Annotated in this window: 18 protein-coding genes; 8 read left to right on the top strand and 10 right to left on the bottom strand. The window is 72.0% G+C overall.

The features are described 5' to 3' along the window. Positions 1 to 105: 105 nt before the first annotated feature. A complete protein-coding gene (locus ABZS58_RS01120; RefSeq protein ID WP_354776280.1) occupies positions 106 to 2,043 on the top strand; it encodes an acetoacetate--CoA ligase in 1,938 nt (645 codons plus the stop codon). Here ABZS58_RS01120 and ABZS58_RS01115 read toward each other — a convergent pair. Next, the gene (locus ABZS58_RS01115; protein WP_354776278.1) at positions 2,033 to 2,794 is read right to left on the bottom strand and encodes a TIGR03089 family protein; all 762 of its coding nucleotides are present in this window, start codon (positions 2,792 to 2,794) and stop codon (positions 2,033 to 2,035) included. The two genes, ABZS58_RS01120 and ABZS58_RS01115, sit on opposite strands and share 11 nt — an antisense overlap. 49 nt (positions 2,795 to 2,843) lie before the next feature. Between ABZS58_RS01115 and ABZS58_RS01110 the strand changes: the two genes are divergently transcribed. The 3 genes from ABZS58_RS01110 to ABZS58_RS01100 all read left to right on the top strand — a co-directional run bounded on the left by ABZS58_RS01110 (position 2,844) and on the right by ABZS58_RS01100 (position 7,312). Then, positions 2,844 to 4,853 (top strand): FG-GAP-like repeat-containing protein, encoded by a 2,010-nt coding sequence (locus ABZS58_RS01110; protein WP_354776277.1) that lies wholly within the window; start codon positions 2,844 to 2,846, stop codon positions 4,851 to 4,853. Positions 4,854 to 4,982: 129 nt separating this feature from the next. After that, on the top strand, positions 4,983 to 6,128 hold the full coding sequence (locus ABZS58_RS01105) for a glycosyltransferase family 1 protein (RefSeq protein ID WP_354776275.1): 1,146 nt from the start codon (positions 4,983 to 4,985) through the stop codon (positions 6,126 to 6,128). A gap of 86 nt (positions 6,129 to 6,214) precedes the next feature. Further along, positions 6,215 to 7,312 carry a sugar phosphate nucleotidyltransferase gene (locus ABZS58_RS01100; RefSeq protein ID WP_354776273.1) on the top strand — a complete coding sequence of 366 codons (1,098 nt, stop codon included), beginning with the start codon at positions 6,215 to 6,217 and terminating at the stop codon, positions 7,310 to 7,312. Positions 7,313 to 7,572: 260 nt separating this feature from the next. Here the strand turns inward: ABZS58_RS01100 and ABZS58_RS01095 are convergent, their stop codons facing one another. Genes ABZS58_RS01095 through cofD form a run of 3 tightly spaced genes read right to left on the bottom strand, consistent with a single transcriptional unit; the run spans position 7,573 to position 10,335 of the window. After that, entirely contained in the window at positions 7,573 to 8,121 is a 549-nt protein-coding gene (locus ABZS58_RS01095; RefSeq protein ID WP_354776271.1) for an NUDIX domain-containing protein, read from the bottom strand. After that, a complete protein-coding gene (locus ABZS58_RS01090) occupies positions 8,118 to 9,329 on the bottom strand; it encodes a coenzyme F420-0:L-glutamate ligase (RefSeq protein WP_354776269.1) in 1,212 nt (403 codons plus the stop codon). The genes ABZS58_RS01095 and ABZS58_RS01090 overlap by 4 nt, the downstream gene beginning before the upstream one ends. A gap of 49 nt (positions 9,330 to 9,378) precedes the next feature. Continuing rightward, positions 9,379 to 10,335, bottom strand: coding sequence for a 2-phospho-L-lactate transferase (gene cofD, locus ABZS58_RS01085; RefSeq protein WP_354776267.1), 957 nt, complete (start codon positions 10,333 to 10,335; stop codon positions 9,379 to 9,381). Positions 10,336 to 10,452: 117 nt separating this feature from the next. Between cofD and ABZS58_RS01080 the strand changes: the two genes are divergently transcribed. After that, positions 10,453 to 12,252, top strand: a complete 1,800-nt coding sequence (locus ABZS58_RS01080) for a hypothetical protein (protein ID WP_354776265.1) — start codon at positions 10,453 to 10,455, stop codon at positions 12,250 to 12,252. 147 nt (positions 12,253 to 12,399) lie between these two features. Continuing rightward, the gene (locus ABZS58_RS01075) at positions 12,400 to 14,910 is read left to right on the top strand and encodes a bifunctional FO biosynthesis protein CofGH (protein WP_354776263.1); all 2,511 of its coding nucleotides are present in this window, start codon (positions 12,400 to 12,402) and stop codon (positions 14,908 to 14,910) included. On the opposite strand, the gene ABZS58_RS01070 is transcribed toward ABZS58_RS01075, so the two are convergent. Beyond that, positions 14,907 to 15,410 (bottom strand): signal peptidase I, encoded by a 504-nt coding sequence (locus ABZS58_RS01070; protein WP_354776261.1) that lies wholly within the window; start codon positions 15,408 to 15,410, stop codon positions 14,907 to 14,909. The genes ABZS58_RS01075 and ABZS58_RS01070 overlap by 4 nt on opposite strands. 390 nt (positions 15,411 to 15,800) lie before the next feature. On the opposite strand from ABZS58_RS01070, the gene ABZS58_RS01065 reads away from it, so the two are divergent. Next, positions 15,801 to 16,058, top strand: a complete 258-nt coding sequence (locus ABZS58_RS01065; RefSeq protein WP_033364663.1) for a WhiB family transcriptional regulator — start codon at positions 15,801 to 15,803, stop codon at positions 16,056 to 16,058. A 47-nt stretch (positions 16,059 to 16,105) separates the two neighbouring features. Here ABZS58_RS01065 and ABZS58_RS01060 read toward each other — a convergent pair whose 3' ends face one another. After that, positions 16,106 to 16,462 carry a DUF3499 domain-containing protein gene (locus ABZS58_RS01060; protein ID WP_354776259.1) on the bottom strand — a complete coding sequence of 119 codons (357 nt, stop codon included), beginning with the start codon at positions 16,460 to 16,462 and terminating at the stop codon, positions 16,106 to 16,108. A 173-nt stretch (positions 16,463 to 16,635) separates the two neighbouring features. On the opposite strand from ABZS58_RS01060, the gene ABZS58_RS01055 reads away from it, so the two are divergent. Beyond that, a complete protein-coding gene (locus ABZS58_RS01055) occupies positions 16,636 to 17,085 on the top strand; it encodes a metallopeptidase family protein (RefSeq protein ID WP_354776257.1) in 450 nt (149 codons plus the stop codon). A gap of 4 nt (positions 17,086 to 17,089) precedes the next feature. Here ABZS58_RS01055 and ABZS58_RS01050 read toward each other — a convergent pair whose 3' ends face one another. The 4 genes from ABZS58_RS01050 to ABZS58_RS01035 are packed head-to-tail and all read right to left on the bottom strand — an operon-like array spanning position 17,090 to position 20,911. Beyond that, positions 17,090 to 18,436, bottom strand: a complete 1,347-nt coding sequence (locus ABZS58_RS01050) for an FAD-dependent oxidoreductase (protein ID WP_354776255.1) — start codon at positions 18,434 to 18,436, stop codon at positions 17,090 to 17,092. Then, positions 18,433 to 19,050, bottom strand: a complete 618-nt coding sequence (locus tag ABZS58_RS01045) for a pyridoxamine 5'-phosphate oxidase family protein (protein ID WP_354776253.1) — start codon at positions 19,048 to 19,050, stop codon at positions 18,433 to 18,435. Before ABZS58_RS01045 ends, ABZS58_RS01050 begins: the two co-directional genes overlap by 4 nt. Continuing rightward, the gene (locus ABZS58_RS01040) at positions 19,035 to 20,414 is read right to left on the bottom strand and encodes an aspartate aminotransferase family protein (RefSeq protein WP_354776251.1); all 1,380 of its coding nucleotides are present in this window, start codon (positions 20,412 to 20,414) and stop codon (positions 19,035 to 19,037) included. The genes ABZS58_RS01045 and ABZS58_RS01040 overlap by 16 nt, the downstream gene beginning before the upstream one ends. Further along, positions 20,411 to 20,911, bottom strand: a complete 501-nt coding sequence (locus ABZS58_RS01035; RefSeq protein WP_354776249.1) for an Lrp/AsnC family transcriptional regulator — start codon at positions 20,909 to 20,911, stop codon at positions 20,411 to 20,413. The genes ABZS58_RS01040 and ABZS58_RS01035 overlap by 4 nt, the downstream gene beginning before the upstream one ends. Between the last annotated feature and the right edge of the window lie 165 nt (positions 20,912 to 21,076).

The raw sequence follows: 21,076 nt of genomic DNA, 5'->3' as shown, positions 1-21,076 counted from the left end.
GCGTCATACCCGCATCGATTACCCGGCGCCGCCACACGGAAACCCGGCACCCGATGGCGGTGGCCCACACTGAGCGATCGTTCGGGCGTGCAGGAAGATGGTCGGATGGCGAAGGAACTGTGGCGACCCCCGGCAGACGTCCGCGAGCGCACCCGCATCGGTGCCTTCCTGCGGTGGCTGTCGAGCGAGCGGGGCCTGGAGTTCGATGACTACCAGACGCTGTGGCAGTGGTCGGTCGACCACCCGGGCGACTTCTGGCAGGCGATCTGGGACCACTTCGAGGTCGTCGCGCACGAGGCGCCGACCGCGGCGCTGCCCGACGCGCGGATGCCCGGCGCCGACTGGTTCCCCGGCGCCCGCCTCAACTACGCCGAGCACGTGCTGCGGATGCCCGGCGTCGCCGGCGACGACCCGATCGTCATCGCCTATTCGCAGACCCGCGAGCCGGTCACGCTGACCGCCGCCGAGCTGCGCGAACAGGTCCGCCGGGCGCAGGCCACACTGCGGCGGCTCGGCGTCACGCGGGGCGACCGGGTCGCGGCGTACGCGCCGAACATCCCCGAGACGTTCGTGCTCATGCTCGCCACCGCCGGGCTTGGCGCGATCTTCTCCAGCTGCGCGCCCGAGTTCGGCACCCGCTCGGTCGTCGACCGGTGGCAGCAGATCGAGCCGAAGGTCCTCGTCGCCGTCGACGGCTACCGCTACGGCGACAAGGCCGTCGACCGTCGCGCCGAGGTGGCCGCGATCCGGGAGGCGCTGCCGTCCCTCGAGGCGGTCATCGAGATCCCGTACCTCAGCGGAGCCGGCGGAAGTGTGTGGGACGAGACCACGCAGGAGCTGACGTTCGCACCGGTGCCGTTCGGCCACCCGCTCTACGTGCTCTACTCCTCCGGCACCACCGGCCTGCCGAAGCCGATCGTCCACGGCCACGGCGGCATCCTGCTCGAGCACCTCAAGATGCTGGCCCTGCACCACGACCTCGGCCCCGGCGACCGGTTCTTCTGGTTCACCACCACCGGCTGGATGATGTGGAACTACCTGGTGTCCGGCCCGGCCGTCGGCGCCGCGATCGTCCTCGTCGACGGCAACCCCGCCCACCCCGACCTCGGCTGGCTGTGGCGGGTCGCCGCCGAGTCCGGCACCACGTATTTCGGCACGTCAGCGCCGTTCCTGCTGTCCTGCCGCAAGGCGGGGCTGGTGCCGAAGGAGCTCGCGGACCTGTCGGCGCTGCGCGGGGTGGGATCGACCGGCGCGCCGCTGCCCCCCGAGGGTTTCGAGTGGGTGTACGACGCGGTCTCCGCCGACGTGCTGCTCGCCTCGGCGTCCGGCGGGACCGACGTGTGCACCGCGTTCGTCGGTGGGGTGCCGCTGCTGCCGGTACGCGCCGGGGAGATCGCATGCAGGGCACTCGGCGCGAGGGTCGAGGCCTACGCGGCCGACGGCACCCCGGTCATCGGTGAGCTCGGCGAGCTGGTCATCACCGCGCCGATGCCGAGCATGCCGGTCGGGTTCTGGGGCGACACCGACGGATCCCGTTACGCCGACGCGTACTTCGGCACCTATCCGGGCGTGTGGCGGCACGGCGACTGGATCACCATCGACGACACCGGCGCCTGCGTGATCACCGGCCGCTCCGACGCCACCCTCAACCGTGGCGGCGTCCGGCTCGGCACCAGCGAGTTCTACTCCGTCGTGGAGAGCCTGGACTCGGTCGCCGACTCGGTCGTCGTGCACCTGGAGGACCCCGAGGGCGGTGCGGGGGAGCTGCTGCTGTTCGTCGTGCTGCGCCCCGGCGTGACCCTCGACGACGCGCTGCGCGCCACCGTCGCCCGGGAGCTGCGCACGGCGCTGTCCCCACGGCACGTCCCCGACCAGGTTTTCCAGGTGGATGCGGTCCCACGGACGCTGTCGGGCAAGAAGCTGGAGGTGCCGGTGAAAAGGATCCTCACCGGCACACCCGTCGAGCAGGCCGCTGCCAAGGGGGCCCTGGCCAACCCGGAGTCGCTGCGGTACTTCGAGGCGGTGCGGGCCGCTAGACAGTAGGGCCGACGGTGAGGTCGACCTGCTCGGAGGCGCTGCGGGCGGGCAGCTTCGACAGGTCGGTGTTCACGCTGAGCACCACGCTCGCCCCCGCCGACAGCGGCGCGAGCAGCCAGTCGAGCGGATATGGGTAGGCATCAGCGTCGATGAGCACCCGGCCGCCGGTGATCCCCAGCTCGGCGGCCCGGGCGCGGGCGCGCTCCAGCAGCGCGGCGTGCCCGTCGAGCGAGCCGTCGGTCTCGACCAGCGCGCCGGTGTCCGCGGCGACGGGCGCGCCGGGGAAGTGGTCGCCGTGCTGGCGGGCCGAGGCCACGTAGTCCGCCCAGCCGTCCGGGACCTGCCGCATCGGCATGCCCATCGGCGCCAGCCCGAGCACGAAGCAGTCCCCGGCGCTCGCCGGCAGGCCCGCCTCGATCGCCTTCGCCGACGCGAACCCGACGTCGGTGCCGGCCGCGGTCGGCTCCCCGTACGCCACCGTGACCCCGGCCGACCAGGCGCCGAGCAGGACGGCCGCGGTCTGCCAGTGCGGCGGCAGCCAGACGCCGGCGGTGTCGCCCGGGCCGAGGCCGCAGCCGTCGACGAGCAGGTTCGCCGTCTTGGCGACCCAGTTGGCGAGCGTCGCGCCGGACAGCTCGATCCGCTCACCGGTGGCGTCGTCGTAGAACGTCAGCAGCGGAAGTGACGGGTCTCTCCCGACAACTGCCGCAAAGAGTGAAGGAACTGTATTCCCCGTATATCCGGAAAATCCTCCCATAGCATCTCCAATCGGGTGTAGCTAGTGGCGTGCGATGGGGGTATGGGCAATGCGACGATACCGGCGGCTCAAACTGGTCGCCGTCGGCGGCGTCGCCGCCGCCCTGCTCAGCACCGGGGGTGCCACGGCCGACCCGCGCATCCCCTTCCTGCCGCCGCCGCAGGACCTCGCCGAGCCGATCCAGTGGGCCAACCCGGCCGCTCGGGCACCCGGCGGCACCGGGGTCGAGCCGCAGGTCACCCGCATCGCACTGGGCAGCTTCGAGCGGCCCGCCGACGGCGTCGCCGCGCGCGCGGGCGGCCCCGAGGGCGCGCCGGTCACCGAGCGGACCCGCAAGGCGCGGACGCTCACCGTCACCCGCCGGTCCACGGCGCCGTTCAGCGCGGTCGGCGTCACCTGGAGGGAGACCGGGAAGCTCGGCGCGGTCACCGTCGCCGTCCGGCACCACGTCCCCGGCGGCGACTGGAGCACCTGGCGCACGGTCGACGCCGGCGAGGCCGACCGCGACATCGCTCCCGGCTCCGGCCGTCCCGCCCAGCGCGGCGGAGCGGAGCTCGTCTGGACGGGCAAGGCGGACGGCGTACAACTGGAGCTGACGACAACCGGTGGGCCGACGCCGCACGACATCGCCGCCGACCTCATCGACCCGACCGACGCACCCGGCGACATCACGCCGTCCCTTCCTCCGCTCACGGAGAGTCAGCCCGTCGGGCTCCGGCCGTTCATGCCCACCATCCAGCGCCGGGCCGCCTGGGGCGCCAACGAGCAGCAGATGGACTGGAAGCCGCAGTACGCCACCTACGTGAAGGCCGTCGCCCTGCACCACACCGCCACCGGCAACGACTACAGCCCGGAGGAGGTGCCGAAGATCCTGCGGTCGATCTACCAGTATCAGACGGTCAGCCGCGGCTGGGGCGACATCGGCTACAACGTGCTGGCCGACCGCTTCGGCCGGCTCTGGGAGGGCCGCTCCGGCGGGCTGTCCCGGCCCGTCGTCGGCGCCCAGGCCGGTGGGTTCAACACCGGCACCGCGGGCATCGCGATGATCGGCGACTACCGCTACGCGAACGTGCCGCAGGTGGTCCAGGAGGCCGCCGCGCAGTACACCGCCTGGAAACTTTCACTGCATCAGGCCATCGATCCGCGCGGCACGGTCAGCCTCACGGGCGGCGGGTCGACGTCGAGGTACCCGGCCGGCACGACCGTCACCGTGCCCCGCGTCTTCCCGCACCAGCAGACCAACCCGACCGAGTGCCCGGGAGCCAAGGGCGTCGCCGCGCTGCCCTGGATCCGCGACCGGGCCGGCGCCCTGCTCGGCGACCTGGTCAAGCCGGAAGTCGTGCGGACGCTGCTGGCCGCGTACCGGCCCAGCGACGGCACCGTCCGCCTGCAGGGCGTCGCCGAGCCCATCTTCACCAGCGGCCCGAACGAGATCCCCGTCCCCGCCGACTACAACGGCGACGGCAAGGCCGACGTCGCGACCTGGTCGCCGACGACCGGCAACTGGAGCATGCTGCTGACCGGCGAGGGCAGGAAGACCGTCCAGTGGGGTCTGCCCGGTGATGTGCCGGCTCCGGCGGACTTCGACGGCGACGGTACCGCTGAGCTGGCCGTCTTCAGGCCGGCGACCGGCGTCTGGTACATCAAGGGCATCGGCGAGATCCAGCTCGGCCTGCCGGGTGACGTGCCCGTCCCCGCCGACTACACCGGCGACGGGCGCGCCGAGGCCGCGATCTGGCGCCCGTCGACCGGGCTGTGGGCGATCTACGCGCTGCGCGAGTTCAAGGTCGGCGCGCCCGGCCAGGTCGCCGCCCCCGCGGACTACGACGGCAACGGCTCGATCGACGCCGCGACCTGGGATCCGACCACCCAGCAGTTCACCGTCGAGGGTCAGGCCGCCGTCAAGTTCGGTGTTCCGGGTGCCCGTCCTGTCTCCGCGCAGTACGACGGCGACGGCCGCGCCGACCCGGCGGTCTTCCGCGACGGCCGGTACGAGATCCGCGGTGCGGGCAGTTACGACGTCGGTGCGCCGGGCGACATCCCGATGCCGCTGAGCTGAATACTGCAGTTTCCTCGATCGCGAGTCGCGTCGTGGACATCGATCACCCGGGGATCGGGCGTAGGCTTTGCCTGACGTGACGCGTGACGCTCGTTACGCATGGCAAGCCGTGTTCGAAGGAGACGCCCAGTGACCCCCGGCCGTCCGCCCCGTGTGCTCGTCGACGCCACGAGTGTCCCAGCCGACCGAGGCGGTGTCGGGCGCTACGTTGACGGGCTGCTCGGCGCCCTTGCGGCGCTCGACGCGGACCTCGCCGTGGTCTGCCAGCGCACCGACGCCGAGCGTTACGGACGGTTACTGTCCGGTGCGCGGATCATGGCCGCACCGGCCGCCGCGGCCCACCGGCCGGCCCGCCTCGCCTGGGAGCAGACCGGCCTGCCGATGCTCGCCCAGCAGGTCGGCGCCCAGGTGCTGCACTCGCCGTTCTACACGTGCCCGCTGCGGGCCGGCTGCCCCGTCACCGTCACGGTCCACGACGCGACCTTCTTCACCGAGCCGGAGCACTACGACAAGTCCCGCCGCACGTTCTTCCGCTCCGCGATCAAGACGTCGCTGCGCCGCGCCGGCCGGGTCATCGTGCCCAGCAAGGCGACCCGCGACGAGCTGATCCGCCTCCTGGACGCCGACCCGACCCGCATCGACGTCGCCTACCACGGCGTCGACCCCGACGCGTTCCACGCGCCGACCGACGACGAGAAGGCCCGCGTCCGGGCCCGGCTCGGCCTCGGCACGACGGAATACATCGCCTTCCTCGGCGCCAAGGAGCCCCGCAAGAACGTGCCGAGCCTCATCCGCGGCTGGATCTCCGCCGTGCGCGACCGGCCCGACCCGCCCGCGCTGGTCATCGCCGGTGGCCAGGGCCACGACGACGAGATCGACGGCGCCCTCGGCGAGGTCCCCAGCCACCTGCGGCTGCTGCGCCCCGGCTACCTGCGGTATGCGGACCTGCCCGGCTTCCTCGGCGGCGCCGTCGTCGCCGCCTACCCCTCCTTCGGCGAGGGCTTCGGCCTGCCGATCCTGGAGGCCATGGCCTGCGGCGCCCCCGTGCTCACCACCCCGCGCCTGTCCCTGCCCGAGGTGGGCGGCGACGCCGTCGCGTACACCGGCCCCGGCACCGACGAGATCGCCCGCGACCTCGCGGCGCTGCTGGACGACCACGAGCGCCGCAGCGCCCTCGCGAAGGCCGGTGCCGCCCGCGCCAAGGAGTTCACCTGGGAATCCAGCGCCGAGGTCCACCTCGCCGCCTGGGCACGGGCGGCGAGTCCGCGTCTGTAGCGCACTGTCACCCTCAGGCGATATTCGTAGTGGACATGACACCGTCGAGTTGCTGGAAAGCGCCCTCGACTGGGCATGATGGGACTGTGTTCTACGCGGTCATCCCAGCAGGAGGCAGTGGCACGCGGCTCTGGCCGCTGTCGCGAGCCGGCCATCCCAAGTTCCTCCACGCGCTCACCGGCACCCCGTTGTCGCTGCTCCAGGCGACGTATGGACGCCTGAGCGACCTCGCGACCCCGGAGTCCACGTTCGTGGTCACCGGTGTGGCGCACGCGGCGGCGGTGGCCCGGCAACTCCCCGGTCTCCCCGAGGGCAACATCCTCGTCGAGCCCACCCCGCGCGACTCGTGCGCCGCCATCGGCCTCGCCGCGGCGGTCATCGCCCGCCGCGACCCGCACGCCGTCATGGGCGCCTTCGCCGCCGACCAGCTGGTCCGCGACGTCCCGGCCTTCACCGCCGTGCTGCGGGCGGCGATCCGCGGCGCCGAGGACGGCCTGCTGATGACCATCGGCATCACCCCGACCCACCCCGAGACCGGCTACGGCTACCTCCACGTGGGCGAGCCCACCGGCACCGGCGACGTGTGCAAGGTCGCCTCCTTCGAGGAGAAGCCCGCCCTTCCCCTCGCCCAGGCCTACGTCGACTCCGGCGAGTACCTGTGGAACGCCGGCATGTTCGTCTGGCGCGTCGACGTCTTCCTGGATGAGCTGGCCCGCCAGCAGCCCGCCCTGCACGACGGCCTGGTCCGCATCGCCGAGTCCTGGGACACCCCCGCCCGCGAAGAGGTCCTCGCCGACATCTGGCCCAACCTCACCAAGATCTCCGTCGACTTCGGCGTCATGGAGGGTGCGGGCGTCGCCGGCCTGGTCGGCACCGTCCCCGGCAACTTCGGGTGGAACGATGTCGGCGACTTCCACACCCTCGGCGAACTCCTCGAAACCGACACCGCCGGCAACGTCGTCGTCAACCTCGACCCCGCCAGCCCCACCGGCGTCCTCATGCAGGACGCGGAGCGCGTCGTGGTGGTCCCGCAGGCCGGCCGCCTGGTCGCCGTGGTCGGCGTCAGCGACCTGATCGTCGTCGACACCCCCGACGCCCTCCTGGTCTGCCCTCGCTCCCGCGCCCAGGACGTGAAGAAGCTCGTCGACAGCCTGAAGGAACGCGGCTCCGTCGAACTCCTCTGACCCGCGGCCGCCCCTCGTCTCACCGCGGTGATCGAACAGCGAACCCGGCCGCTGTCACAGCCACATCCGCCGTTTCGATCACCGCGGCCCGACGCGCGACGATTCCCTGCGTGGCGGATTCCCTGCGTGGTGGTCAGCTTCTGCTGGACCGGGCGGCCAGCACCTCGGTGGCGCCGGTCGACCATCCGGGGCGAACCGGCCCGATGTCGGCGACTCGGCGTCCGCTGCTTCGGCGGGGCCGGTGGGTGGTTTCTGGGCGGTCAGGTTCGGCGGGCCCAGGCGAGTGCGGGGGCGACCAGGACCTCGGTGGCGTCGGCGAGCGGCGCGGGCAGGTCGTCCGGGGCGAACCAGCCCAGCGCCGATGACTCGGCGCTGACGGTCTCGACGGCGCCGGTGGGTGCGATCGCGGCATACCTGACGTCGTAGTGCAACGCGGGTCCGCCGGCACACTTGACGTGGTGGACGTCGAGCCCGATCGGCGCCTCGCTGATCCTCAGACCGGCGATGCCCGACTCCTCGGTCGCCTCGCGCAGGGCCGCGGCCGCGACGGTCGCGTCGCCGGGCTCGCAGTGCCCGCCGAGCTGGACCCAGCGCTTGATCCTGCCGTGCAGGCACAGCAGGACCCGCTCGGCGGTCGAGTCGACGACCAGGGCGCTCGCCGTGACATGGGCACCCGGGTGCTCCCGCCACACGGTCGACGGGTCCCGCAGCACGAACTCGATGAACCGCCGCCGCGTCTCCTCAGCCTCATCACTCGGAGGCGTCCACTGTGTCAGCACCGCGAGGGCGTCATCGTGCAACGTCGTCATAGTGACGGCAGGCTACCGCGACCGACGACGAGCACACCGAGTGGCATGCCGCCTTCCGGGACGTCGACCCCGGACAGGTCGACCTGATCCACCCCGACCCACGCCGACGCGACCCCGTCAGCGGCCAGCCCCGCCCTGATCCGCTGCACCTCCATGCCCGCCTCCACAGCCCTCCGCAGATCGCCGCCCGGCGCCCACACCAGCAGCGCCCGATCCGCCGCACCCCCCGCATCCGTCGTGAGGCCCGCGGCTGTCACCGGAGCCGGTGCGAGCGCGGCGGGGAGGACGTGAGCGGGGAGGACGTGAGCGGGGAGGACGTGAGGGGGGAGCTCGGGGAAGGCGATGGCCGGGGTGTCGCGGATGTCGGCGGCGGCGCGCAGGCCCTTGGCGACGGCCTCGGCGGTGCCGAGGGAGAACAGGTCGGCGTCGGCGCCACGGATCAGGGCGGCGGCGCCCGTGCCGTGACCGTCGGGGCGGATGGGCAGGCCCCGCACGACCGCGACCGGGACCTGGCCGGTCTTGCCCTTCACGAGGTCGGCGGCGGCGGCGAGCTCGTCGACGACGGCCATCTGGGTCAGCTGGAGCTCGTTGCCATACGGGTCGAGGACGCCCCTGTAGTCCGTCATGGCGTCGATACCGGCGGCGCCGATGGCGACGTCGGTCAGGCCCATCCGCCATGGGCGGCCCATGGTGTCGGTGACGACGACGGCGACCCGCAGGTCGAAGCGCTCGCGGAACTCGTCGCGCAGCCAGCGGGCCGACGCGTCCGGGTCCTTGGGGAGCAGCACGAGCCTGGTCGGCTCCACATTGGACGCGTCGATCCCCGCCGAGGCCAGCACGAAGCCGTGATGCGTCTGCACGATCTGCGTCCCGCCGCGCCGGGCGACCACCCGGGACGTCTCGGCGCGCAGGACCGTCTGGCGGGCCGCCTCGCGGGCGGGCTCCTCGAGCGGCACGTCGACCAGCTGCCCCTCGGACTTGCTGACGATCTTGCTGGTGACGACGAGGATGTCGCCGTCGGCCAGCCACGGCGCGGCCGTCGTGATCAGGGCGGCCAGGTCGTCGCCGGGCCGCACCTCCCCGATGCCGAGCACCGGCCGCACCTCGAACCCCGCCGGCGCGCTCTGGAACCCGGTCGGCGGAGCGGTCGTGCCGTCACCCGGACCGGCACCCGGACCGCTGACAACGCCGCCTTCAGGACCGCTCACGCCGCCGCCTCCATATCACCCCGGCGCCGCCAGGCGCCCCGGACGCCGATCACGCGACACCCGCCACGGACAGAGCCTCCCGGACGATCGCCGAGGTCGCGGGCACGTCGGTCATCCACAGGGGCCGGGCGCGGACGGTCAGGCCGGGCACCTCGACGCCGGCGTCGGTGTCGTCGACGAGCCAGCCGTCCAGCACGCCGCCGGTCGAGCGGGCGCCGAACAGGCCGCCGACGCCGGCCGGGCTGCACTCGACGTCCATCACCGCGAGGCACTTGTCGGCCATGCCGCGCACCGGGGCGGTGCCGATGATGGGGGAGACGCCGACGACCGGGGCGCCGCCGGTGGCGACCGCCTCGCGGACGGCGGGGACGGCCAGGATCGGGGCGATGGAGACGATCGGATTGCTGGGGGCGACCAGCACGACGTCGGCGGCGGCGATGGCGTCGAGGACGCCCGCGGCCGGCTTGGCCGTCTCCGCACCGACGAACACGAAGCGCGACGTCGGAATCTCCGCCCGGTGCCGGATCCACCACTCCTGGAAGTGGATCGCGCGGCTCGCGCCGTCGACCTCGACGACGGCGTGCGTCTCGACCCGGTCGTCGCTGGCGGGGAGCATGCGGATGCCGGGCTTCCAGCGGTCGCAGAGCGCCTCGGTCACGGCGGACAGCGGATAGCCCGCGTCGAGCATGCGGGTGCGCACCAGGTGGGTCGCGATGTCCTTGTCGCCGAGGCCGAACCACGTCGGCTCGGCGCCATAGGCGGCGAGCTCCTCCTTGACGGCCCACGTCTCGCCGACGCGGCCCCAGCCGCGCTCGGGGTCGGCGCCGCCGCCCAGTGTGTACATGACGCTGTCGAGGTCGGGGCAGATCCTCAGCCCGTGCAGGGTCACGTCGTCGCCGACGTTGACCACCGCGGTGACCTCCGCGCCCAACTCCTGCCCCACCGCGCGCACCCCGAGGAGGAAGCGCGCGCCGCCGATCCCACCGGCCAGAACCACGATCCGCATGCTCTTATCCTGCCCCACGGGTACGACAGTTCCCCCGCCCGTCCACGCCACGCGGATTTTCCGTTCGAGGGCTAGGCTGCGAGCGACCGCGTGACCGCTAGATCTTGGGGAGAGCCAGTGAGCACCCAGCCACCCGATCCGACCTCCTCGGCGGCGCCGCACGCGGCATACGCCAGCGGACCGGCCACCTCGTCGTTCCAGCCGCAGCCCCAGCCCCAGCACGCGTATCCCCAGCACGCGCAGCCGCAGCACGCGCCGGCGCCGGCGGCGCCGGTCGACGTGAAGAAGGCCCGCTCGCTGACCCTGCCATATCGCGAGCTGGCGGCGTTCGTGCTGCTCGGTGTGGTCGGGGCGTTCCTGCTCGCCGGGTTCATCCTGCTGCTGACCTCACTGGCCAACGGGTTCCTGAGCAACGCGGGCGGCGCGTTCGGCTCGTTCGTCTCCCTGCAGACGATCCTGCTGCCGATCCTCGCGGTGCTGCTCGCGACCCACATCGACCCGGTGGTGCCGAAGGCGAAGCAGATCGTCCTCATCGCCCTCGTCGAATACGGGGTCGCGGCGCTGTTCGGCCTGATCCTGCTGCTCGCCAGCCTCATCGGCGACCTGGGCACCGAATCCGCCATCCGCGCCAGCACGGCCCTCGCGATCTTCCTGACCCGTCTCGCCGGTCTGGCGCTGCTGGGCCTCGGCCTGTTCCTGGTGATCCGGGTGTATCTCGGTGCCTACGCACCCCCGAAGCCCGCCCCGGGCGTATACGGGCAGCCCGCGTACCCCTACGGTCAGCAGCAGTACCCGCAGCAGCAGTACGCGCAGCACACCGGTTACCAGCCGCAGACCGGTGCGTTCCCGCAGCAGGGCTACCAGCAGCAGCCCGGCCAGCAGCAGCCGCCGACGGGTGGCTGGAGCAACCCGGCCACCGGCTCGGGGCAGGTCGTCCCCGGCGCGCAGCAGGCGTATGGCACGCAGCCGATCAGCTACCCGCCCGCCGCGCAGGCCTCCGGTGCGCCGGCATACCAGCAGCAGGCGTACACCCAGCCGACCACCGGCGCCCCCGCGTTCAACGCCCAGGCCGCCCCCGCGCAGCATCCGCAGGCGACGGGCGCTCCCGCGTTCACCGCCCCGGCGTCGTACACCCCGCAGCCCGCGGCGACGGAGCAGGCCGAGCCGGTCTCCGCCGCGCCCGCCTCGACACCGCCGCTGAGCTCGCCGTTCGCGACCTACACGGCACCCACGGCGCAGCCCGTCTCGGCGCCGCCGGTCACGCCGCCGGTCTCCTCACCGCCGGCCGACGGCGGAGCGACGCCGCCGGGTGGGTTCGCGGCGGCGGGCTGGCCGGGCGGGGTCTCGACCCACCCGACCTCCGGTGCCGCCACCGGCGAGCCCCAGCAGCCGGCGCAGGACACGAGCGACGGCGCCGCCTCCCCGTTCGGCAAGACCGGCACGTTCCCGGCGGCCGAGACCACGGGAGACACCCAGGCGACGACCGCGGACCCGCAGACCCAGGCGGCCCCCGTCAGCATCGCGAAGGCCGACGCCGACCCGGACGCCACCGCGGCGTTCACCCCGGCCGTAACGCACCAGGCGGACGCCGAGGTCCCCGCGGCTGACCCGGACGCCACCGCGGCGTACACGCCGGCCGCCGCGCACCAGGCGGACGCCGAGGTCACGGGGGCCGGCACTGTGGTCCCCGCGGCTGACCCGGATGCCACCACGGCGTTCACCCCGGCCGCCGCGCACCAGGCGGACGCCGAGGTCACCGGGGCCCACACCCCGGCACAGGAAGACGCCGGGGACGTGACCGAGACGCACGCTCAGGCCGCCGACCCGGATGCCACCACGGCGTTCACGTCGCCGGCCGCGGACCACGGGGACGACGACGACACCCAGCGGACCCAGGTGATCCCGCCGAAGCAGTAGAGCAGCGGCAACGCACGAACGCGGGCGCCCGTCGGACGACGGGCGCCCGCTGTGCGGAGCGGACGCAAGGAGAAGAGCGGACGCAAGGAGAACAGTCACATCGGGTGTGAGGGCGCATCCGCCGAGCGGCGGCATACTCTGCAAAGCGTGACGTCTGTAGTCAGAGGTACCGAGAGCAACGCCATGCGCCGGGCGCTGCGCCGTGCGGCGGACGGCCGCGCCCTCGACGTGACCGAGGCCGCCGTGCTCCTGACCGCCCGTGACCAGGCGCTCGACGACCTCCTGGGCATCGCCGGCGCGGTCCGGGACGCAGGGCTGGCCGCCGCGGGCAGGCCGGGCGTCGTCACGTACTCCAGGAAGGTCTTCATCCCGCTGACCCGCCTGTGCCGAGACCGCTGCCACTACTGCACGTTCGCGACGGTCCCGCACCGCCTGCCCAGTGAGTACCTGGAGATCGACGAGGTCCTCGCCATCGCGAGGGAGGGTGCGGCACAGGGCTGCAAGGAGGCCCTGTTCACCCTCGGCGACCGCCCCGAGGACCGCTGGGAGCAGGCCAGGCGCTGGCTCGACGAGCGTGGCTACGACTCGACGCTCGACTACCTGCGCGCCTGCGCGATCGCGGTACTGGAGGAAACCGGCCTGCTGCCGCACCTGAACCCGGGCGTGCTGTCGTGGGCGGAGCTGCAACGGCTCAAGCCGGTCGCGCCGAGCATGGGCATGATGCTGGAGACGACCGCCACCAGGCTGTGGTCGGAGCCGGGCGGCGCCCACTACGGCTCGCCGGACAAGGAGCCCGCGGTCCGCCTGCGGGTCCTGGACGACGCGGGCCGGGTCGGGGTGCCGTTCACGACGGGCATTCTCATCGGCATCGGCGAGACGATCGAGGAGCGCGCCGAGGCGCTGTTCGCGATCCGCAGGACGATGCGGGAGTACGGCCACATCCAGGAGGTCATCGTCCAGAACTTCCGCGCCAAGCCGGACACGGCGATGCGCGGCATGCCCGACGCCGAGCTGCACGAGCTGGCCGCGACGGTCGCCGTGGCGCGCCTCGTGCTGGGCCCGAAGGCCAGGATCCAGGCGCCGCCCAACCTCATCGACGAGGAGCACGGCCTGCTGCTGCGGGCCGGCATCGACGACTGGGGCGGCGTCTCCCCGGTCACCCCCGACCACGTCAACCCCGAGCGCCCCTGGCCGGCGATTCAGGATCTGTCCGACAAGTCCGCCCAGCACGGCTTCCAGCTCAAAGAGCGGCTCACGATCTACCCCGAGTACGCCACGAAGCAGGACCCGTGGCTCGACCCCAGACTCAAGGGCCACGTGGACGCCCTCATGGACCCCGGGACGGGCCTGGCCAAGGAGGACACCAGGCCCACCGGCAGAAGCTGGCAGGAGCCCGACGGCGGCCTGCGGAGCACCGGCCGCACCGACCTGCACGAGGCCATCGACACCGAGGGCCGCACCGACGACCGCCGCGGCGACTTCGACTCCGTCTACGGCGACTGGCAAGAGGTCGCGACCAGAATCAAGACGAACACGCGGACCACAATGGACAGCGACGTCCACAGTGGACTCAAACGGGCAGGATCCGACCCAGGGAGTCTGCTGCTGCCGCAGTACGAGCACGAAGCCCTCGCACTGTTCAACGTGGACGGTGAGGGCCTCGAGGTGCTCACCAGGATCGCCGACGACCTGCGCCGCGAAGCGGTCGGCGACGACATCACGTATGTCATCAACCGGAACATCAACTTCTCCAACGTCTGCTACGTCGGGTGCCGCTTCTGCGCGTTCGCCCAGCGGGAGCGCGACGCCGACGCCTACCGCCTCTCCTACGAGGAGGTCGCCGACCGCGCCGAGGAGGCCTGGCACGCCGGCGCCGGCGAGGTCTGCATGCAGGGCGGCATCGACCCGAAGCTGCCCGTCGGCGCGTACGCCGAGCTGGTGCGCGCGATCAAGGCCAGGGTCCCGGGCATGCACGTGCACGCGTTCAGCCCGATGGAGGTCGTGACGGCCGCCTCGAAGGCCGGCGTGTCGATCCGCGACTGGCTCAGCCAGCTCAAGGAGGCCGGCCTGGACACGATCCCGGGCACCGCCGCGGAGATCCTCGACGACGAGGTCCGGTGGGTGCTCACGAAGGGCAAGCTGCCGACGTCTGCCTGGGTCGAGGTGGTGACCACCGCGCACGAGCTGGGCATCCGTTCGAGCTCGACCATGATGTACGGCCACGTCGACCACCCCGGACACTGGCTCGGCCACTTCCGGGTGCTCGCCGGCATCCAGGACCGCACGGGCGGCTTCACGGAGTTCGTGGCGCTGCCGTTCGTGCACCACAGTGCGCCGATCTACCTCGCCGGCATCGCCCGGCCGGGCCCGACGTGGCGCGACAACCGGGCCGTGCACGCGATGGCCCGGATCCTGCTGCACGGCCGCATCGACAACATCCAGTGCTCCTGGGTGAAGCTCGGCGACGAGGGCACGGTCGCGATGCTCAACGGCGGCGCCAACGACATCGGCGGCACCCTGATGGAGGAGACCATCTCCAGGATGGCGGGCTCCGAGCACGGCTCCGCCCGCACCAGGCAGGAGCTGGAGGCGATCGGCAGAGCGGCCGGCCGTCCGGTCAGGCAGCGGACCACCACCTATGGACAGGTGACCCGCTAGAGCGGCAGCGCCCCGGTGGTGGGCACCATGGCCAGCACCGCGACAAGGCCGCCCAGCACCGCGATCCGCAGCAGTCGGCGGCGGGGCCAGACGACCGCCAGGATCAGCGCGACACCGGCGACCTTGAACGGGTGCGTGCGGACCTGGACGACGGGCCAGCCCACGCTCGGAAGGATGAGGCGGACGGGCCCGATCACCTGTCTTCGCTCGACCGGGCGGGTGTCCGCCTGCTGGTTGGCGTCGCCCTTGACGGTGAACGTGCCGTCCTCCGCCTGGGCGACCACCCGGTGGGTGACGAGCCCGCGCGGGTCGGAATAGGTGACGATCTCGTAGACGGCGAGGGTGGTCGCCTGGGGATCGACGAGGATGACGTCACCGGTGTGCATGGCCGGCGCCATCGACTCGGACGTGACCACATAAGGCTTCCAGCCCAGGCCGATGATCCCGACCGTGAAGAGCACGACGGTCACCGCGGCACCGAGCAGCAGCCGCCTGATCACGACGGTATCCCAGGACGAGCGCAGCGCTCGTGGTTTCCCCGCACATCGGCGTATTTCGGCCGGCGATCGGGCCGGTTGAGCAAACTCGCCGAGAGTCTTCCGGCGCGTCCGGCGTGTCGCCCGTTACCTCCGATGGGGCTGCGTCGGTATGGGTACGGCACGGGGTGCAAGCGATCGCCCGAGCGGGCCTATTTATCAGGTTCGGCTTGACGACGCACGCATTACACGCGTGTAATTTCACGGGGGATGTTCGGGGGGATGACCGAAAGCCGGTCATCTTTCGGACATAAAGAACACCGCGCCGAGGAACAGCAACCTTGTAGGACATGCGCCTTCCGCGTGGGGGGTTGCGCCGGCATCGCCGCCGGCGCGCAAGAAGGAGGCACGCTGATGGACGGCCGACCAGTCGTGGCCGACCTGCTGGGTAACGCTCCGGAGTGGCAAGAACGCGCTTTGTGCTCGCAGACCGACCCGGAGGCATTCTTCCCGGAGAAGGGTGGGTCGACCCGAGAGGCCAAGCGCATCTGCTCGCGCTGTGAGGTGCGGGCGGACTGCCTTGAGTACGCGCTGGGGCACGACGAGCGCTTCGGGATTTGGGGGGGGCTCTCGGAACGGGAGCGTCGCAAGCTCAAACGACGCGCTGCCTAGCAGGTCGCAGGTTTTGTGAGGGGTTCCGGCCGCAGGGCCGGGACCCCTTATGCGTCTGGCGGGATGACCCGCAGGTGACCGCGCCGGCCCTGCTGGTGCGGGTAGTTGGAAGGATCCTCCTTGTGCGGCGCCGGCCGGGCGGCCTCGCGGACCGCCTCGGCGAGCGCGACCAGATCGTCGCTGGACGGCGGCGGGGGACCGTATTCACCCTCGTGCCGGACCAGGTCCCAGCCCCGCGGCGCGGTCAGTCCTCGCGCGTGCGATTCGCAGAGGTCATAGGAGTGAGGCTCGGCGAATGCGGCGAGGGGACCGACAACTGCGGTTGATTCGGCATAAATGTACGTCAACGTCGCAACGGGCTGACGCGGGCATCCGTTGCGCGAGCATCGACGTGGGGTCCTCACGGCCGAACCGTATCGCCCCGCGGGCCCGAGCCCAACCCCGAAGCCTTCCGACACGCCGTGGTGACCACGCCGACACGCACGTCCGGTTGACGAGCGGCCCTCCGGAGTGGCATGGATGATCGCTCGGTGGCGCCGCACCACGCCCGTGGCGGGTGTGGCGCTACGCTGGCAGCGTGGCGAGCCCCGATCGACGACGCAGCGGACCGGGACGGCGTGGCCGCGACCGGCACGGTCGGGGGATGCGCGGCCGGCTGGTGCCCGCCTCCCTGCCGATGTCCCGCACCCGCGCGGAGATGTTCGACGATCTCGTCCTGGACTCCGTCGAGCAGCTGGAGCAGCGCTTCGCCAACGAGCTGGCCGGCGTCGAGTTCGCCGTCGAGGACGTCCCCCCGGACCTCAACGTCTACGACTCCGACGTCCTGGAGGACGGCGAGGTGCCCCTCGCCAGGCTGCTGCCGGGCCGGCCGGGCCGGCACGGCGTGCCGCCGCGCATCGTGCTCTACCGCCGCCCGCTGGAGTTCCGGGCGGCCGACCACGACGACCTCGCCGACCTGGTGCACGACGTGATCCTGGAGCAGGTGGCCAATCTTCTCGGGGTGGCTCCTGAGGACCTGGAGCCGTAGCGCCTCACCCACCGAGCACCCGCGCCATCAGCGCGGCCCGCCGCGACGGCCGTCCGGTCCTGGACTCCGACGCGTCGGCGCCGGTCATCACCCGCAGGCTGGTGTTGACCCCCAGCCACCGCAACGGCTCGGGCTCCCAGCGCGGCGAGCGGTGCCCCACCCAGGGCAGGCCGACCAGCGGCGAGTCGACCTTCATGATCAGGTCGGCGAGTGTACGACCGGCGAGGTTGGACGTCCCCACCCCGTCACCCACGTAGCCGCCCGCCCACGCCAGCCCCGTGACCGGGTCGAGCCCGACGGACGCCATCCAGTCCCGCGCGATCCCCAGCGGCCCGCCCCACGCGTGGGCGACCTCGAAGGAGCCGAGCGCCGGGAAGAGCTCGACCAGGACCCGCCGTAGCTCCGCGAACACCCGCGGCGAGGCGTCGAACGACGGCGCGACCGCCGACCCGAAGTGGTAGGGCGCGCCCCGCCCCCCGAACGCGAGCCGGTCGTCGGCGGTGCGCTGCCCGTAGATGATGAGGTGCCGGTGATCGGAGAACGTCTCCCGGTGCGCGAGTCCGGCCGAGGCCCAGAACGACGCGGGTAACGGCTCCGTCGCGATCATCAGCGAGTAGACCGGCGCGATCGCCCGCCGCATGCCCGGCAGCCGCGGGGTGAAGCCCTCGGTGGCGCGCACCACGATCGGCGCCCGCACCGTCCCGTGTGGAGTGTCGGCGCGCCCGGCGGTGATCGACGAGACCGGCGTCCCCTCGTAGATCCGCACCCCGAGCCGCTCGACGGCGGCCGCCAGCCCCCGCACGAGCTTCGCCGGCTGGATCGCCGCACAGTGCGGCGTGTAGGTCCCGCCGAGCACGTCCGTCGCGCCGACCCGCTCGAAGGCCTCCTCGGAGGAGAGCAGCCGCAGGTCGATGCCGAGCTCCTGCGCCTCGGCGACCTCATGTCGCGCCCGCTCCAGCTGTACCGCCGACCGGGCCAGGACGACGGTGCCGCCCTTGGCGTAGTCGCAGTCGATGCCTTCCGCCGCCGCGACCCGCCCGACCTCGTCCACTGTGGACTCCATCGCGGCGTTGAGCGCGAGCGCGGCGGGCAGGCCGTGCGTGCGGGCGAGCGCCGGCACCGACTTGGGGAACAGCGCCGAGCACCAGCCGCCGTTGCGGCCGCTGGCTCCGAATCCCGCGGTCTCGGCCTCCAGCACCACGATCCGCAGCGCCGGGTCGGCCTTCGCGAGGTAGTACGCCGTCCACAGTCCCGTGTATCCGGCGCCGACGATCACCACGTCGGCGTCGTCGTCGCCGGACAACGGGGCGCGCGGCGGGACCGTACCGAGCGCGGACATCCAGAAACTCATGCTTCCTCCTCGCACTCGATGGGTTCGCCACGTGCAACGCGAAACGGCACTACCCCCGTCCAGGGCTCGAACCCCGCGTCCTCGGGGGAAGTGCTCGGCGGGCCGTCGCTCACCTTGACCGACACTTCGTCCAAGGCCAGGGCGAGCACCAGGGTGGCGGCCAGTTCCTTGCGTGACGGCGGCCGGACGAGCGCCCAGCGGCCGGGCACGATGTGCTCGCTGATCACGGACAGGGCCGGCAGCTTGTCCTCCACGACCGTGCACGAGCCGAGGACCATCACCGACCGGTAGTGCATCGAGGTCTCGAACGCGCTGCGGGCCAGCACCAGGCCGTCCAGCAGCGTGACGGTGAAGCAGCACGGCGCGCCGCCGGCGAGCGTGCGGAAGAGCCGGCTGCCGGTGGAGCCGTGGAAGAGCACCGTCGAGCCGGACCGGCCGTACGCGACGGGGATCGCGTACGGCTGTCCATCGTGGACGATCGAGAGGTGGCCGACCGTCCCCGCGTCGAGAATGCCGTGCAGCACCGCGACGTCGTCGACCTGGAGCTCGGGAAGCCGGCGGACCCGCGTGCGGTCCGTGCCCCGGTCCGTGCCCCGGTCTAGAGGCGTGCCCATGCCTCGGTCAGCACCGAGCGCAGGATCTGCTCGATCTCGATGAAGTGGCTCTCGTCGCAGATCAGCGGCGGCGCCAGCTGGATCACCGGGTCGCCCCGGTCGTCGGCGCGGCAGTAGAGCCCGGCGTCGAAGAGCGCCTTGGACAGGAAGCCGCGCAGCAGCGCCTCGGACTCCTCCTCGTTGAAGGTCTCCTTGGTCTCCTTGTCCTTCACCAGCTCGATGCCGAAGAAGTACCCGTCGCCGCGCACGTCGCCGACGATCGGCAGGTCGTACAGGCGCTCCAGGTAGGACCGGAAGAGCGGCGAGTTGGTCCGCACGTGCGCGTTGAGGTCCTCGCGCTCGAAGATGTCGAGGTTGGCCAGCGCCACGGCCGAGCCGACGGGGTGGCCGCCGTAGGTGATGCCGTGGGCGAACCAGTTGGACCCGGACAGGAACGGCTCCGCGAGGCGCTCCGAGGCGAGCATCGCGCCGAGCGGCACGTAGCCCGAGGTGAGGCCCTTCGCGACGGTGATGATGTCGGGCTGGTAGCCGAAGCGGGTGGCGCCGAAGTACTCGCCGAGCCGGCCGAACGCGCAGATGACCTCGTCGGACACGAGCAGCACGTCATACCGGTCGCAGATCTCGCGGACCCGCTGGAAGTAGCCGGCCGGCGGCGGGAAGCAGCCGCCGGCGTTCTGCACCGGCTCCAGGTAGACCGCGGCGACGGTTTCCGGGCCCTCGAACTCGATCGCCTCGGCGATGCGGTCCGCGGCCCAGATCCCGAACTGCTCCTCGGTCATCGACTGGTCGGGGCGGCGGTAGAAGTTGGTGTTCGGCACCCGGAACGCGCCCGGGACGAGGGGCTCGAACTCCTGCTTGAGCACGGGGATGCCGGTGATCGACAGGGCGCCCATCGACGTGCCGTGGTAGGCGATCGAGCGGGACAGCACCTTGGTCTTCATCGGTTTGCCGGTGTGCTTGAAGTAGGAGCGGGCCAGCTTCCACGCGCTCTCGACGGCCTCGGAGCCGCCGGTGGTGAAGAAGACCCGGTTCAGGTCGCCGGGGGCCAGGTCGGCGAGCCGGTCGGCCAGCTCGATCGCCTTCGGGTGCCCGTAGGACCACAGGGGGAAGTACGCCAGCTCGGAGGCCTGCTTGGCGGCGGCGTCGGCGAGCTCCTGCCGGCCGTGGCCGGTCTGCACCACGAACAGCCCGGCGAGGCCGTCGAGATACCGCTTGCCGTTGCTGTCGTAGATGTATGGGCCGTCGCCGCGGACGATCACCGGCACCGGGGCGTCGGCGTAGGCCGACAGGCGGGTGAAGTGCATCCAGAGGTGGTCACGGGCGGCCTGGTCCAGGCGGGCGGCGTCGGGCTGCTGGTCGGTCATCGGGTCCCCCACGCATAGGTCTGCTTGGCGAGTTTGAGATAGACGAAGGTCTCCGTAGCGGTGACCCCGGGAATGCATCGGATCATGTCGTTGAGCAGGTTGAGCAGGTGCTCGTCGTCGGTGCAGACGAGCTCGACGAGCAGGTCGTAGCCCCCGGCGCAGATCACCACGTAGTCGATCTCCGGCACCGCGGCCAGGGCCTTGGCCACCGGCCGCAGGTCGCCCTCGACCTTGAGGCCGATCATGACCTGGCGGGCGAAGCCGAGGGTCAGCGGATCGGTGACGGCCACGATCTGCATGACGCCGGTGTCCAGCAGCCGCTGCACGCGCTGCCGGACCGCCGCCTCCGACAGGCCCACGACCTTGGCCAAGGCGGCATAGGACATGCGACCATCGCGCTGCAGCTGCTCGATGATCCGCTTGTTGACGTCGTCGAGGACGGGCTCGGTCACGTGTGGATTCTTGCCCAAGGACCCGCTGTTGGCAACTAATTCCATAGCCTGGAAACGAGAGATCTGCGGATTCGTGATCCCCCTGGAACCAGTGCTCCTTCGGGGCAGTGTTTCAGGGGGATGACGACCGTAACCCCACTTTGACCATATGGCGCTTTTCGTTGTGCGGCCCGATCGTGACGACGGAATCCCTTGTCTGTGGTGGCACCG

Source organism: Dactylosporangium sp. NPDC005555, from assembly GCF_040605635.1.
Classification (GTDB): domain Bacteria; phylum Actinomycetota; class Actinomycetes; order Mycobacteriales; family Micromonosporaceae; genus Dactylosporangium.
Note: the sequence above shows the minus strand (reverse complement) of the source record. Positions and strands in the feature narration are given on the sequence as shown.

Excerpts from the sequence above, each read along its gene's own strand:
- ABZS58_RS01120 (WP_354776280.1), top strand. The coding sequence starts at position 106 with ATGGCGAAGGAACTGTGGCGACCCCCGGCAGACGTCCGCGAGCGCACC.
- ABZS58_RS01115 (WP_354776278.1), bottom strand. The coding sequence starts at position 2,794 with ATGGGAGGATTTTCCGGATATACGGGGAATACAGTTCCTTCACTCTTT.
- ABZS58_RS01110 (WP_354776277.1), top strand. The coding sequence starts at position 2,844 with ATGCGACGATACCGGCGGCTCAAACTGGTCGCCGTCGGCGGCGTCGCC.
- ABZS58_RS01095 (WP_354776271.1), bottom strand. The coding sequence starts at position 8,121 with ATGACGACGTTGCACGATGACGCCCTCGCGGTGCTGACACAGTGGACG.
- cofD (WP_354776267.1), bottom strand. The coding sequence starts at position 10,335 with ATGCGGATCGTGGTTCTGGCCGGTGGGATCGGCGGCGCGCGCTTCCTC.
- ABZS58_RS01065 (WP_033364663.1), top strand. The coding sequence starts at position 15,801 with ATGGACGGCCGACCAGTCGTGGCCGACCTGCTGGGTAACGCTCCGGAG.
- ABZS58_RS01050 (WP_354776255.1), bottom strand. The coding sequence starts at position 18,436 with ATGAGTTTCTGGATGTCCGCGCTCGGTACGGTCCCGCCGCGCGCCCCG.
- ABZS58_RS01045 (WP_354776253.1), bottom strand. The coding sequence starts at position 19,050 with ATGGGCACGCCTCTAGACCGGGGCACGGACCGGGGCACGGACCGCACG.
- ABZS58_RS01040 (WP_354776251.1), bottom strand. The coding sequence starts at position 20,414 with ATGACCGACCAGCAGCCCGACGCCGCCCGCCTGGACCAGGCCGCCCGT.
- ABZS58_RS01035 (WP_354776249.1), bottom strand. The coding sequence starts at position 20,911 with ATGGAATTAGTTGCCAACAGCGGGTCCTTGGGCAAGAATCCACACGTG.